At 41.8% G+C, this 15,216-nt stretch carries 9 protein-coding genes and 1 pseudogene; 7 read left to right on the top strand and 3 right to left on the bottom strand.

Annotated elements, in window-relative coordinates; translation table 11 throughout:
- Positions 1 to 2: 2 nt before the first annotated feature.
- On the bottom strand, positions 3 to 1,640 hold the full coding sequence (locus F891_RS10605; protein ID WP_004731722.1) for a sodium:solute symporter family transporter: 1,638 nt from the start codon (positions 1,638 to 1,640) through the stop codon (positions 3 to 5).
- A gap of 1,302 nt (positions 1,641 to 2,942) precedes the next feature.
- On the opposite strand from F891_RS10605, the gene purL reads away from it, so the two are divergent.
- The 4 genes from purL (at position 2,943) to F891_RS10590 (ending at position 9,299) form a co-directional block, all read left to right on the top strand.
- Positions 2,943 to 6,776, top strand: coding sequence for a phosphoribosylformylglycinamidine synthase (gene purL, locus F891_RS10600; protein WP_004731721.1), 3,834 nt, complete (start codon positions 2,943 to 2,945; stop codon positions 6,774 to 6,776).
- Positions 6,777 to 7,088: 312 nt separating this feature from the next.
- Complete coding sequence (locus tag F891_RS18430) at positions 7,089 to 7,214, top strand: KGW motif small protein (RefSeq protein ID WP_004731719.1); 126 nt, start codon at positions 7,089 to 7,091, stop codon at positions 7,212 to 7,214.
- Between the two features lie 372 nt (positions 7,215 to 7,586).
- Complete coding sequence (locus F891_RS18320) at positions 7,587 to 8,033, top strand: abortive infection family protein (protein WP_004731718.1); 447 nt, start codon at positions 7,587 to 7,589, stop codon at positions 8,031 to 8,033.
- 114 nt (positions 8,034 to 8,147) lie between these two features.
- On the top strand, positions 8,148 to 9,299 hold the full coding sequence (locus tag F891_RS10590) for an IS4-like element ISAbe18 family transposase (RefSeq protein ID WP_005261588.1): 1,152 nt from the start codon (positions 8,148 to 8,150) through the stop codon (positions 9,297 to 9,299).
- 48 nt (positions 9,300 to 9,347) lie between these two features.
- On the opposite strand, the gene F891_RS10585 is transcribed toward F891_RS10590, so the two are convergent.
- Together F891_RS10585 and F891_RS10580 are read right to left on the bottom strand one after the other, a co-directional pair.
- Positions 9,348 to 9,821, bottom strand: a complete 474-nt coding sequence (locus tag F891_RS10585) for a hemerythrin domain-containing protein (RefSeq protein WP_004731716.1) — start codon at positions 9,819 to 9,821, stop codon at positions 9,348 to 9,350.
- A gap of 649 nt (positions 9,822 to 10,470) precedes the next feature.
- Positions 10,471 to 12,213, bottom strand: a complete 1,743-nt coding sequence (locus F891_RS10580) for an FAD-dependent oxidoreductase (protein WP_004731715.1) — start codon at positions 12,211 to 12,213, stop codon at positions 10,471 to 10,473.
- A gap of 170 nt (positions 12,214 to 12,383) precedes the next feature.
- On the opposite strand from F891_RS10580, the pseudogene F891_RS17480 reads away from it, so the two are divergent.
- The 3 genes and pseudogenes from F891_RS17480 to F891_RS10560 all read left to right on the top strand — a co-directional run bounded on the left by F891_RS17480 (position 12,384) and on the right by F891_RS10560 (position 15,196).
- Positions 12,384 to 13,265, top strand: a pseudogene (locus tag F891_RS17480) (LysR family transcriptional regulator).
- A gap of 17 nt (positions 13,266 to 13,282) precedes the next feature.
- Entirely contained in the window at positions 13,283 to 13,600 is a 318-nt protein-coding gene (locus tag F891_RS10565; RefSeq protein WP_004731710.1) for a YqfO family protein, read from the top strand.
- 132 nt (positions 13,601 to 13,732) lie between these two features.
- Positions 13,733 to 15,196: a carotenoid oxygenase family protein gene (locus F891_RS10560; protein ID WP_004731707.1), complete on the top strand. Its 1,464-nt coding sequence runs from the start codon at positions 13,733 to 13,735 to the stop codon at positions 15,194 to 15,196.
- Positions 15,197 to 15,216: the final 20 nt, after the last annotated feature.

Genomic DNA, 15,216 nt, shown 5'->3' with positions numbered 1-15,216 from the left:
CCTTATTTACTTTTCTCAGATAGCTGGTGAAATTCAATCACCATCTTGTTGATTTGCTTAAAATCAAATTTTTCTTTGCTGTAGAGTAGCGTCAACACAGTACATACCAGCGCACTACTGCCATACGCTGTCAGTGAGCTTAACAAGGTGCCGTATTCACGCAAGAAGCCGATGGTCCATGGCATGAAGCCAATACTGGCCAATATGCCAACGACCAGACCCACTTTCTTGCCAAAGAAACCAAAGGTCATCAGACCCAGCACCACACCAATCCCCAGGGTCGCAACGAGTTCAAAGCCAAGTGCGATCAATCCCTGAATCGGAAGCCATTCAAAACGTACTATCAGAAAGCTGAAAAATGCGAGGCCCACTGACCAGTTAAAGGCCCGGGCATTCACCTTGTCCCAATACAGACTAACAATCACCGGGAATACAATAGAGCCCCAAAGCGCACCCACAAAAATCAGCATCGACAAAATGTCAAACTTTAAGGTGGCAATCACAATTCCAAGCATGGTGGCAACGATCATGGTCATACGGCCAATGAATAGCATTTTCTTTGGATCAGGGCTGTTTTTCGCAATCTGTTTGCCATAAATGTCCGTCATGACAATCGCAGACAGGGCAGACAGATCCGAGTCAGCGGTAGAAGACAGGGCTCCAATCACCATGATGAATAAAAGCGCGACCATAAATGGAGAAAGATAAGTCGCTGCCATTTGCGGAATCAGGTTATTCAGGTTGCCATCAATGGGCTGAATACCTGCAAATAACGCCAATAATCCAAGCATGCCTAGACCAATAACAATTGCAGCATAACCAATCGTTGCAGTAATAAAGCTTGGCTTAATCAGATCTTCACGGACTGCAAACAGGCGCTGGGCAATGGTCTGATTACCAATCGCGTAGGCCAATACGGCAACAAAAAACGGTGCACCTTGTTCCAGAAAGGCTGTTTTAGAGAAAAAATCCAGCTGTTCTGGTTGCAGGTTATGAATCCCGCTTTGAAACAGGGAAGGTCCACCTAAGGTGAAGAACAAGGTTGGAATAATGATCACAGCCGCGACAATCATCGCCACCAGTTGACCAAAATCGGTAAACACCGAAGAACGGAAGCCCGACCAGAGGGTATAGGACAGCACACCGATACCGGTAATCAGCACGCCATGGATAAAGCTTAAAGGAGATAAAATCTCAACCAGTGCCCCAGCGGCGGTAAAGTTCACCATCAGGCTGATCACGCTGCCCACAATATTGGAACCTGCCAGAATCATCTGGCTTTGGTTGCCATGCCGGGCATGCATAATTTCTGCCAAGGTGTGGGCATTAGGCGCCAGTTCACGAAAGCGCTTGCCAAAGGGATAGATAAATAAAATCATCAGCGCACCCCACAAACCATAGTGGAGGGCACCGGAAACGCCGTATGTATATCCGGATGAAGCTGCTGCATAAAACGAGGCGGCCCAGATCCAGGTGGCGGTCATACTGGCCGCAGACATTCCAAATCCGATGGAGCCATTCGAGACCATGTAGCCATCAACATTCTCATTTTTCTGTTTAATACGTAACGATAGTAGAAAGGTGATGCCATAGAAAAGCACCATCAATAGTACAGTTGCTGTACTAGTGAATTGAAACATACATACTCCTTAAGCGGGTCACCTTTTGTTTTTGAAAATTAAATCATTGGTGACAGATTAAGGCTCTAAAATAGACAGAGCAGTGAAGCTATAGAACATCAAAAAGTTAGTGTCCGAATATAGAATTTATATTCATCTCTACAGCAGAAAGGAAAAACCATTGCTAGGTTCAGAATTTGGACATTTCCTCAGCAATTCGGTTAGAGCTTAACATAAAATCATCAAATTTACTGATGAAGTGTCTATTTGGTAAGATTTTTAGCTGATATAGATATGTGAGTCTGTAGCTCTGTTAGTTGAATAAAAAAGAAAATTTTTGATATTTTTCTATTAATTACAAATATTTATTTTAAATTTTCAAGTTAAATAAAACATGGTAATAAGGATTAAATAAAAAAGTAACAAAATTTTATTATTAATCATTTCTTCATTATTTTTTTATATGAGCCTCATAATTCCTGGTGAATTTTCTTATAAATACGAGTGGTGTTTTGCTATTTATATTGTGCTTTTTACGCATAATAGAACTAATGAATAAGTGATGAAATTTCAAAATATTAGATATGGTGGAGTAATTTTATGGATATGATTTTTGGTCTTTTAGATGAGTAAATTCCGCTTAATTATGATCTGAGAAGATAAACATCAAATATGAAAAAATAAAAGGATCAAAATAAGGAATTTTATTTTTATTCTTTTGGAAGATGAGAATAGATGTCCGGTTTTTATTCTGAAGACTATGTCAAATTAAAATGCCACTCATTATTAATTACTCATTTATATGGCAGAGTAATTTGCCTCTGGTGCTGTAATGGAGGAGATGAGCGGAGAACTGTTCCTTGTATTGCAGAACGGCAGAAGACTTTTAACCAGTTTTCTAATCTTAGAAGTCAAAGTTAGGAGTCACTCAAAAGAATTAAAAACAGTCTCAAAAAATACGACTTCATGAAATCTTGTAATCAAGTATTTCATTTTGGCCTAAATCGGAGTTTTGGCAGGTCATGACAATAAAACCTGAATTTGAGTTTGCACTGATTGTTGTTGAAAAATAATACAATTTTTACATATAAAATTATTCTGAAGCGGTTTTGATTTTTCTTTAAAAAAATGTGATAACCTGTGCGACTACATTCAATTTTCCTGACTGAAAATAAACGAAATATTTTAAAAGTCCAGGATATTTCAGACGTAGTTTTCTGATTTGGCATCTAGCCGATTTCCTTATTTCACAGTAGAATATGCGCTCTCTCAAGTCACATTGTGGCATGGTTGTTCAGACCATCCCGTGGAGCCAAAATCAGCATGTTTATCGTTGCCGGTGCACCCGCACATTCTTCTTTTAAGAAAACTCAACTATTATCGCGTTTGACGTCAATTAGTTCTGTTCAATCAATTGAAAGTCAATGGGTCTACCTCTTTGACCAAGCGCTCAGCGAGCAACAACAGCAATCAGCTTTACAGCTTCTCAACGATGGTCAATCTTTTGAATTGCACCAGGCTGCAAGTGATGAAATCCAGATTTTAGTCACACCGCGCGTCGGAACCATCTCTCCTTGGTCCTCTAAAGCGACGGACATTTTCAAAAACTGTAATACGCCGGTTCATCGACTTGAACGCGGCGTTTTATTTACTTTGAAGGGCGTAAAAGAGCTTTCTAAAGAAGCATTGCAAGTACTTCACGACCGTATGACCGAAAGCGTATTCAATGCGATTGAAGATGCTGCGGTATTATTTGTGGAAACTGCGCCAAAACCACTGAACTCGATTGATATTCTGGGTGAAGGTAAAGAAGCACTTGTAAAAGCCAACAACGAGTTTGGTTTTGCATTATCAATGGATGAAATTGATTACCTGACTGAAGCTTTCATCAAGCTAGGCCGTAATCCAAATGACATCGAACTGATGATGTTTGCTCAAGCCAACTCTGAGCATTGTCGTCATAAAATCTTCGGTTCAGAATGGACGATTGATGGTGAAGTTCAGCCATTGTCATTGTTCCAGATGATCAAGAACACCTATAAAGAATCACCAACAGACGTATTGTCGGCTTATAAAGACAACGCTTCGGTGATTGTTGGTTCGGATACCCAGCGTTTTTATCCAACCCAAGAAGACAATGGTCATCAAGTTTATAAATACAAGAGCCAGGCCGCGCATATCCTGATGAAAGTGGAAACCCACAACCATCCAACTGCGATTGCACCATTTGCCGGTGCAGCGACAGGTTCAGGCGGTGAAATCCGTGACGAAGGTGCGACCGGTCGTGGTGGTAAGCCTAAAGCAGGTTTAACCGGCTTCACCGTATCTAACCTGAATATTCCGGGCTTTGAACAGCCTTGGGAAGAAAACTACGGCAAACCATCGCGTATGGCATCGCCGTTACAAATCATGATTGAAGGCCCATTGGGTGGTGCTGCGTTCAATAACGAATTTGGTCGTCCAGCTTTAAATGGTTACTTCCGTACTTTTGAACAAAACGTCAATGGCGATGTTAAAGGTTTCCATAAGCCAATCATGATCGCTGGTGGTTACGGAAATATCCGTCCAGATCACGTTGAAAAAGATCCGATCTTACCGGGTGACTTATTGATCGTGCTCGGTGGTCCAGCCATGCTGATCGGTCTTGGCGGGGGTGCTGCATCTTCTGTAGATAGCGGCAAATTGGGCGAGAACCTTGATTTTGCCTCAGTACAACGTGAAAACCCGGAAATGGAACGCCGTTGCCAAGAAGTGATCGATACTTGCTGGCGCATGGAAGACCACAACCCAATCGTGTCGGTACATGATGTCGGTGCGGGTGGTGTATCAAATGCCATGCCTGAACTGGTGAATGATCACGAATTGGGTGCGGTGCTAGATCTTCGTAAGATTCCATCTTTAGAACCTGGCATGTCGCCAATGGAGATCTGGTCAAACGAAGCGCAAGAACGTTATGTATTGGCGATTCGTCCATCTTCTTTAGAATTATTTGAGTCAATCTGTGCGCGTGAACGTTGTCCGTTTGCAGTACTGGGTGAGGCGACTGAAGCACGTCACTTAACCGTTGAAGATCCATTGTTCGGCAACAAACCGGTGGATATGCCAATGCAGGTGATGCTTGGCGGTACTCCGCGTATGAGCCGTTCCTATGAAACGATTGAACGTAAAGGCGATGATTTTGACGCGGCTAAAGTTACGGATTTAAAAGATGCGATTTATCGCGTTCTGAAAAACCCGACAGTGGCTTCTAAATCATTCCTGATCAGTATTGGTGACCGTTCGATTACCGGTATGGTCGCGCGTGACCAGATGGTGGGTCGCTGGCAGGTTCCTGTCGCGGATGCTGCAGTAACAACTACAAGTCTTGTCGGTTACACCGGTGAAGCAATGGCAATGGGTGAACGTCCTCCAGTAGCGTTGTTGAATCCTGCTGCATCAGCACGTTTATCTGTGGCTGAATCGATCTCTAACATCATGTCTGCGAAGATTGAAAAAATCAGCGACATCAAATTGTCTGCAAACTGGATGGCTGCTGCGGGTCAACCTGGCGAAGACCAGGCATTGTTCGAAGGCGTGAAAGCTATCGGTATGGAAATGTGTCCTGCACTCGGTATCGCGATTCCGGTCGGTAAAGACTCATTGTCTATGCGTACCACCTGGAATGACGAAGGTGAAGACAAGTCTGTGACTTCTCCAATGTCAGGTGTGATCACTGCATTTGCACCAGTGACTGATGTACGTCAAACATTGACTCCTGAATTAAAAGATCTTGAATCTGTACTGGTTCGTATTGATCTGTCTAAAGGTCAGTTCCGTCTAGGTGGTTCGATTCTGGCGCAGGTGTATAAAGCAATCGGTTCAGTGACGCCTGATGTCGACAGTTTCGATGACTTCAAAGCATTTTTCGCATTGGTTCAAGACTGGAACAACCGTGGCTTAATCAAAGCGTATCATGACATCGGTGATGGTGGTTTATTGGCAACTGTTGCAGAAATGATGTTCGCTTCACGTCTTGGTGTCGCACTTGAAGATCAATCTGTTGCTTCATTGTTCGCTGAAGAAATCGGTGCAGTTCTGCAAATTGCCAAAGCAGACTGGGAAGATCTACAAGCTGAAGTTGCAGCATCTACGCTTAAAGATGCAATTGCAGTGGTGGGTACTGTAAATAATTCTGACCAATTGTCTGTAAATGGTCTGGTACTTGAACGTGCTGATCTGCAAGTGGCATGGACTGAAGTTTCTCATCAAATCCAGCGCCTGCGTGACAACGTACAAACTGCGGATCAGGAATTTGCTTTAATTACCGATAAAGCGCACAAAGGTATTATCGCCCAACCAACATTCGACTTGAATGAAGCGATTGAAGTACCATTCATTAACTTGCGTCGTCCAAATATGGCAATTCTACGTGAGCAGGGTGTCAATGGTCATATCGAAATGGCGGCAGCATTTGACAAAGTGGGCTTTAATACCGTTGACGTACATATGAGTGACTTGCTGGCAGGTCGTATCAGCCTGGATGATTTTGAAGGTCTGGTGACGTGTGGTGGCTTCTCGTATGGTGACGTGATGGGCGCTGGCGGCGGCTGGGCGAAATCCGTATTGTTCAATGCTAAATTACGTGACCAGTTTGAGAAATTCTTTAACCGTCAAGAAACCTTCTCGCTGGGTATCTGTAACGGCTGTCAAATGTTGTCTCAATTGGCCCCATTAATTCCGGGTGCGGATGCTTGGCCACGTTTCCATCGCAATACGTCTGAAGTATTTGAAGCGCGCGCAGTGAACGTTCGTGTAGAAAAATCGAATTCAGTATTGTTACAAGACATGCAAGGTTCGATTCTGCCAATCGCTGTGGCGCATGGTGAAGGTCGTGCAGTTGCAACGGCGGAAAACTTTGCTGCATTGAATGCATCGAATCAGGTTGTTCTACGTTATGTAGATAGCCATGGCAATGCAACTGAACAATATCCATTGAACCCGAACGGTTCACCAGAAGGTATTACCGGTGTAACGTCTCAGGATGGCCGTGCAACGATTATGATGCCGCACCCTGAACGTAACTTCCGCGCGATCCAGCATTCATGGAAACCAGAAGACTGGGATCAGGATGGTGCTTGGTTACGTATGTTCCGTAATGCACGTAAATTTATTGGTTAATTCACTTTAGCTTGAAAAAGGGTTGCGCAAGCAGCCCTTTTTTATTGCAGAAATTACTGGAATAGCTGCAAAACTGGAAAATCCTTCAGCTTTTGTTTAGACTATCTTCATCAATTGCCACCTTTGGGTGGCTTTTTGTTTTTTAAGGATTTTGATTTTTTAATTTTCCTTCTCCTTACGGACTTGGTTTAGATTTTGCTTTCATATTGTATATAAAGTGCTATGGTATATTTTATGCACAACTTTATTGCACTATAAAAGAAAGATGGAATAGATCGGTTCAGTATCAATTCTCAAAGATGAGGTGATGACATGGCTAAGATACTAAGAATCATGGATAAGGCAGCAATGCGTCAGAAAGGTTGGTGGTTATTTGGTTTTGTGGTTGGTTTACAGATGCTGTTTTTGGTCGGTAGTTATTTGCTGCAGGGTTCTTGATCATCAGATTTTAAAAAACCACCGTTAAGGTGGTTTTTATCCATACAATAAAAAGAATGATGACAACTTTATAAAAGCCATGGATTAAGTTGAAAAATTAGAATTAATCCAAAATATTTTGCTTGCAAGAGCAACACATAAGCATCAAGAAAGTGATGATAAACAATATCAGCAATTAAGAAATGATATGCTTAATTCAACAAGCCAAAACTATTTACCTTCTATGGTAAAAACCTCTAGAAATCTTGATCAATTTTGGCAATTTATAAAGTTGAAATCTGATAATTACAGTGATAGAAGAACTTTTATATATACGGAGTTTCAGCCTCATTTGAGTTTTTTGAAAAATCAAATATTGCACCTTTGGATAAGGTGATTAAGGATACTATTCTAAAATTAGACTCTAATTATATTCAGACAACGTGGGATAAAGCACTTGAACGTAGAATAGATGATCCACAAGGTGCAATCACACTTGCTCGAACTCTTTTAGAGTCAACGTGTAAACATATTCTTGATGAGTTAGAAATTGATTATGGAAATAATCTAGACATTAATCAATTATATAGGGTAGTTAGTAAAGAATTAAGTTTGTCACAATCACAGCATACAGAACAAGTTTTCAAACAAATTCTAGGTGGTTGTAGTGCGATTGTTGAAGGTATCGGCGCATTGAGAAATAAAGTCGGTGATGCTCATGGACAAGGTAAGGTTAATTTTAAACCTGCTTCAAGACATGCTGAATTGGCTGTGAATTTAGCAGGAACCATGGCAGGATTTTTATTTTCTACTTGGGAAATAAAAAAAGAAAAGATATAAAAAGACTACCCTAGGATCACTGCTGTCCCATAGTTTGCTTTAAATAAAAAAACCTGAGTCCTAACAGTTAAAATATGAGTGCAAACAAACACTTTAACGACTAGGATTCAGGTTTTGTCACATCAGAATACCGTATTTCATGAGCTAATTAAACCTGTTGTGCGACAGGATTTTGAACAACTTGCTAAAGTACACCATGTTGGACAGAAATTTAGAGCGGCTTCCCGGTGGGATCAGTTTATTGCCATATTGATGTCTCAATTCTCTTGTAGGCAAAGTCTGAGAGATATTCAATCCAATTTGGAGTGCCAACAGGAAAAGCTAAGTCATCTCGGAGCAAAGTCTATTCCCCGAAGCACGCTGGCACGAATCAATGAGCAGCAGCCTGCTGCCTTGTATCAACAGCTATTTTACAAGTTGCTTAAATACTATGAACACTCAAAAGTAGCTCATAAATTTCGCTTTAAGAATCCCTTGTATTCCTTGGATGCCAGTCATATTGACCTGTCGCTTTCCTTATGTGAATGGGCCAAAGTTCACAACTCAAAAGCCAGCATGAAACTCAGCATAGGATTGAATCACAGCAATGATATTCCTGAGTTTGTTGCAGTTGAAAATGGCAAAGAAAATGACATGGTACAAGGCCGTAAATTCCAGTTTCCTGCTGGCAGCATTGTAGTTTTTGATAAAGGCTATGTCGATTACCAATGGTATGCAAATCTGACTGCTCAAAACATTGGATTTGTCACACGTTTTAGGCCTAAATCTGTGTATCAGGTGATCCAGCAACATCCAGTGCTTGAATCCAAAGGTATTCTAAAAGATGAAACCATTCAGCTGAATAGCGCACATGCCCTAAAAAGAAAAGCCCCAGTGTTAAGAAGAATTGAATATAGAGATCAGCAAAGTGGCAAGCACTTTAGCTTTCTCAGCAATAACTTTCATTTAGCCGCCTCCACCATTGCGGCGATTTATAAAGATCGTTGGAAAGTTGAGCTGTTCTTTAAGGCGATTAAGCAGAATCTCAAATTAAAAGCGTTTCTAGGCCGCAGCAGGAACGCAATTCAGACACAAATCTGGATTGCGATGATCGCCTATTTATTGGTGAGTTTCGCTCAACATTTAGGAAAAACAGGTTGGACAGTTCAACGTTTACTCAGAATAATTCAAGTGAATTTGTTTGAAAGAAGAACTTTAAAAGCTTTATTTTCACCCGATAAAATACCCATAAAACAAGAGGAAGCTCAAATGAGCTTCCTCTTGTGAAAAATTGTGGGACAGCAATGACCCTAGGATAGCCTTTTTTATATTTACTTAAACACGGCTATACATGGTACAGAGCTCTTTTTCTTCACGCTCAATACGTTGCACCAATGCAGAACCAATCGCTTCATATTCTTCTTTAAATTCAGCAGCAGATGCACGGTTTACCCCAAAATCCATCCAGTGATCTATAAACTTAATCACAGTCCGCTCAATGACACGCATTTCCTTTCTAAACTGACGTAGAGATAAAAATGCCTGGCTTTGTTCTTTTAAGCCTTGTTCCAAGTAACCATAAAACTTGATATTTTCAGCATCTAAATGCGCTTTAAAATCTTGTTTAAATTGAGCTAATTGATCAGACAGTAAATTATATTCCTGTAGATATAAAGAATTGCCAATGTTGCCGTACAGACTCAGAATTTGTTGGTGATCTAGTTCCAAATGTTTAATCAGATTCGGATAAAAAGGAATACCCACATCATCATGTTTAGAGGTGGTATCAATCGAGTGACGATTACCCAAATCTAGCGCCGTTTCATTTTGTGGATTGTCCGCTTTGGATGGGTTAAATCCATTGAAAAGTGATGAAAATAACTATTTTAACCAATTAAATAACATTGGGGGAAATCCTGAATTTAGATTTTATTTTCAAATCAAGATCATCCATTCTTTTGATTTGAAAACATAAAATTTTTGCGTTTAAGTGTTTCAGGCCGGAATGTCATTGGCATTGCATTCGCGGTATCAATGAGAGGATCAAAAGTTGAAGTTAAGTTTTCGACCATTCCTAAAGCCGTCGAATATCTGGGAGAGATTTGCCATGACATGTGCTTACTTCACAACGAACATTATCTTGCTGGCTGAGTGCGGGAGAATTTGAACCACAGATCAGCAAAATGAATGTGTCCTAGCTATACAAGGCAGAACAGTATGACTGAACCTGAATGAGGTAAATTACACTGTATTAATGTGAAATTTATCACAAAATCAATTGTATATGTGCATTGGTATTGGAAGGAATCGTTGCGATTAAATAAGTTTTAATCAATCAGGGAGTTTAGGAAAGAAATTTTAGAACAAAGTGGCTTCAAGAAAAGCTGAGAGTCAGTATATGTCATTATTTTAAAAGCATAAAAAACCACCCGAAGGTGGTCTTTTCAAAACTTATTCATTAAATAACTAGCTGAACCTGTTTGAGTACTGCTTTTAGCGTATTTTCATAATCAAAAGCCTCATTGGTACTGTCCTGATAACGCCAAGCCACATAACCATCCGGACGAACCAGCACTGCGCCAGATTCATGGATTTCAGATTTGCTGTTCCAAGTGCCATACACATCACGGTAGTCACGAGAACCGATCTGAATCACATCTAGATAAGGTAAGTTCAGTACTTCAACAGCCTGTTTCCAGCCTTTGCCAGATAAACCTGTGAGCAGGGTAAAACGACCTTTACCGGTAATATCTAAAGTCGACTGCTTTTGACCTTTGGTATTGATCAGCCAGGTATGCGGAACTTTAGCACCCGGGCGAGTCGTTGCCTGTAAATAAAGCTGTTGATCTCGCTCAAATCTTTCAGGCTCAGATTCGCTAATCACTGCATTGGAGCTATATCGTTGGTTCAGCTCTACACCTTGTGCATTAAATTCGAAGTTTTTAATTTCCAAAGCTTCAAACAGCTTTTTGCGGATTTCAGCACCTTGCTCATCTTCCGAAAAAATACGTTCCAGCATTTGTTTTTGTGTAGTCACACCATTGTCAAAACCAAAGACTTCTTTCAGGTATTTATAATCAAAACGTGATTGATTCGCTCGCGCCACAATTTGCTTGCCGACCGGTGCACGCTCAGTCGTATAGGAATCCAGCAGGGAAGGTGCAGCCCAGCCTTTTACCGCGTATGCTAGTTTCCAGCCTAGGTTAAAGGCATCCTGCATGCAGGTATTTGAACCTAGGCCACTCGATGGTGGATGACGGTGTACCGCATCACCACCGCAGAATACGCGACCTTTAGAATATTCAGTTGCCCAGGTCTGGTTCACATACCAGTACGACAATTTCTGGATTTCGACTTCTTCAACTTTCGCACCGACAAAGGCATTCAGGCGTGCATGTACCTGTTCTTCAGTCACCTGTGGCTCGCCTTTGGAAATGTCAAAGCCCCAGCCCATAATCCATTCATTCCAAGGAGTAATCGCACGTAACAATCCCATACCGAGATCGCCAAAGCTGGCTTCAGGATTCACGATCCATTGCAGAATCGCAGGACGATGTTGAACGTATTGAGAAAGATCAGCTTTAAAGGTCACATAGACGGTACCGGCACGTGCCATCACGCCTTCCAGTGGCAAGCCGAGCTGTTCCAATACATGAGATTTAGCACCATCCATACCCACCAGATATTTTGCTCTTAAGCTAAATTCAGTATTGGTAATGCGGTTCAGGAAAGTAGCAGTCACGCCATCTTCGTCCTGCACATGTGACAGGTATTCAGTATTGAAGTTATAAATTGCACCACGTTCACCGGCATTTTTCACCAGTAAAGCTTCCATTTTGGGTTGGATCAAATCAACTAAAGGACATGGACTGCCTTGGATATAGTCACCATGACGTTCATCACCGGTACCCCATGCACTTAAACGGGCGATTTCTTCGCCGACCAGACTGGTGGTAATCAGGCTTTCACCCATCTGTTCCCATGGTGTTGCAATCTCTTTAACCTGTTCTTCAATACCTAAATCACGTAATACTTCCATGGCACGCTGATTGGTAATATGGGCACGTGGACTATTGGCCAGCCAGCTAAACTGGGTAAACAGTTGTACCTTGATACCATAATTCGCCAAAGCCAAACCTAATGTTGAACCTGCAGGACCAGTACCAATGATCAGAACATCAGTGTCATAGTGTTGTGTCATACAAGACTCCATGTGTATAGGTGAAGAACAAGCTATCTATATAATCAGGCAGTCTAGTAAAACAGGATCTGTTGATATAGCGATATTCATATAAACTATCGACCTATTCTTATTTGCAATACGTGGGTCATAATCTTAAGATGCTGACCTGATCAGAAACCGGGCAGGCTATGGAACTTCGACATTTACGCTATTTTATTACTGTGGCGCAGCAACAAAGTTTTACCAAGGCTGCCGAAAAACTGTTTACCGCTCAGCCGTCATTAAGCCAGCAAATTAAGGATCTGGAGCAGGAAGTAGGCGTCATGCTGTTTGATCGTTCATCCAGAAAGGTCAAACTCACCGATGAAGGGCGAGCTTTTCAGATCTATGCCGAAAAAGCACTGGAAAATGCCGAGTTGGCAGTGGCAGCAGCACGCCAGGTCGCACAGCAGAAAAATAACCAGATTCATATTGGCTTTCTGAATGTTGCAGAAATCAAAGTGATGCCACAGATTCTGGCCCAGCTTAAAAAAACCATGCCGGACTTAAAAATCCATCTGCATAGCCTGACCTGTATGGAACAGATTCAGCGGCTAAAAAATGCTGAACTGGATTGATGTATTACCCGCTTTCATCTGGACCATCCAGATTTTGAGAATATTCATTTATTAACCGAGCAAATTTATCTGGTTGCCGCTCAGCATTTACATCCTACAGATCGAATCCTGAAATTACAGGAACTGAAAAATCACAATATGATTATGTGCGAGCAGAATGCTTCGCCCGTATTTTATGAGAAGCTGGATAAACTGCTCTGCATTGATCAACTCGAACATGAACAGCTGTTGTGGGTGACCAATGTCTTGCAACACATCAATCTGACCAATATGGGAATGGGCTTTAGTTTTGCGCCCGAATATTTACTGCGTCTTTTGAATGAGCATGTAAAAATTGTCCAGACTGATCAGGCACTGCCAAAACTGGGCTTGTATGCAACATTTAACAAGAATTCCCAAAATCCTGCATTGAAGATGATTACCCAAGCGCTTAACAATACGACAAGTAACTGAATTTCAGGAAGGAATATATGTTAAAGCTGATTTATTACGTGCCGGATGAAAATCTGGAAGACACTAAGAATGCGATATTTGCAGCAGGAGCGGGCGGTATTGGTGAGTATACGAATTGTGCCTGGCAGGTTTTAGGAACCGGACAGTTTAAGCCGCAGGAAGGTGCAGATCCTCATATTGGTGAAGTGGGTAAACTGGAACAGGTACAAGAATGGCGGGTAGAAATTCTGGTGCCGGATGAAAAGGCAGTCGAAGTGGCCAAGGCGCTGAAAGAAAGTCATCCTTATGAAGAGCCAGCCTTTGAATTTATTCAGCTTCTGGATATCAAAGTCTAAAATTGATACTCTGCTGCGGCGCGTTTAACTTAGCGCGCCGTTAATCTAGATTCAGAAACCAGCCGACCTGCTTTTGTTATTATCATTTCTTCCAGAATAATCCAAAGAAAAAATATAATAAGGAAAATAACAATGCCGTGGCCAAAACCGCTGAGCAGTGCGCTTAAGAATACCCTCAGTAAATCTATCCAGTACGGTACAGAAATCCTGCATCAGCGCATTCCATATTCGCCAGATAATCCCTATCTGGAAGGTATATTTGCACCAGAGCGGCAGGAACACTTTTCCACAGATTTAAAGGTTGAAGGGCAGATTCCTGCAGAACTGGATGGCGCATTAATGCGGATTGGTCCAAATCCTATTACAGTCAAAAACCCACGCAACTATCACTGGTTTACGGGCGATGGCATGTTGCATGCGCTCAGACTTAAAGGTGGTGAGGCACATTGGTATAAAAGCAGTTATATCGGTTCTGCCAGTGTGCAGAAAAAACTTCATCGACCACAAATTCCCGGTAAAACGCGAGGTGTCGCGGATGCAGTCAATACCAATGTCATCCACTTTGCCGGAAAAATCTGGGCACTGGTAGAAGCGGGTGCATATCCAGTTGAGTTGAATGCTGCACTGGAGTCAAAACGACATCATTTATTTGAAGATGATCAGGATTTTCCATTTACTGCCCATCCGCATATTGATCCTGAAACGGGCGATATTCATGCGATTTGTTATGATGCTTTAAGTCAGAACAAAGTTTTTTATTTGCAGATAGATTCAAAAGGTAAGTTGAAACATTATGTCGACATTCCAGTGAAACATGGTCCGATGATTCATGATTGTGCCATTACCAGATCTCATGTGCTGATTCTGGACCTGAATGTAAACTTTTCTGTACGCAGTGCTTTAAAGGGTTCAATGTTGCCATATCAATGGAATCCAAAACGGCAGGCACGCATGGGTATATTGCCTTTTGACGGTAAGGCAATTGATATTCGCTGGTATGAGATTGATCCCTATTTTATTTTTCATACCGTGAATGCTTATGAGCTGGATTCTGGTGATGTGGTTATGGATGTGGTGGTGCACTCCAAAGCCTTGGTCAGTTCGATTCAGGGACCGATTGAAGATCAGGATATTCGGCTGGAGCGGTTCATTTTTGAACACGGCACTGGAAAAGTGGCTCGGACGATATTATCCGAGATGAAACAGGAATTCCCACAGATTAATGAAGCTTATACAGGTCGGCCTTATCGCTATGTCTACACTATTTCCTTTGGCGAGTTTGATGATCCTTCTCATGTCAGCAGCAATACTCTTTTGAGCCATGATGTGGAAACTGGCAATTCAGAAAGCTATTCTTTTGGAGAAAACTGGGTAACAGGAGAGGTGATATTCGTCGCACGGGAAGGTGCTCAAGCTGAAAATGATGGCTGGCTGATGTCTTATGTTCATGCTTTAGATGGACGCCCATCCAAAGTGGTGATTCTGGATGCACAGCATATGGCTGAAGGGCCGATTACAACCATTCATTTACCAATACGTGTACCCGTCGGGTTTCATTGTAACTGGATTGATTATCGGAAATTGAGAACAATATGAGCTTGAGTTGTTTACAGATA

Source organism: Acinetobacter sp. CIP 101966 (assembly GCF_000369725.1).
Classification (GTDB): Bacteria; Pseudomonadota; Gammaproteobacteria; order Pseudomonadales; family Moraxellaceae; genus Acinetobacter; species Acinetobacter lwoffii_Q.
Note: the sequence above shows the minus strand (reverse complement) of the source record. Positions and strands in the feature narration are given on the sequence as shown.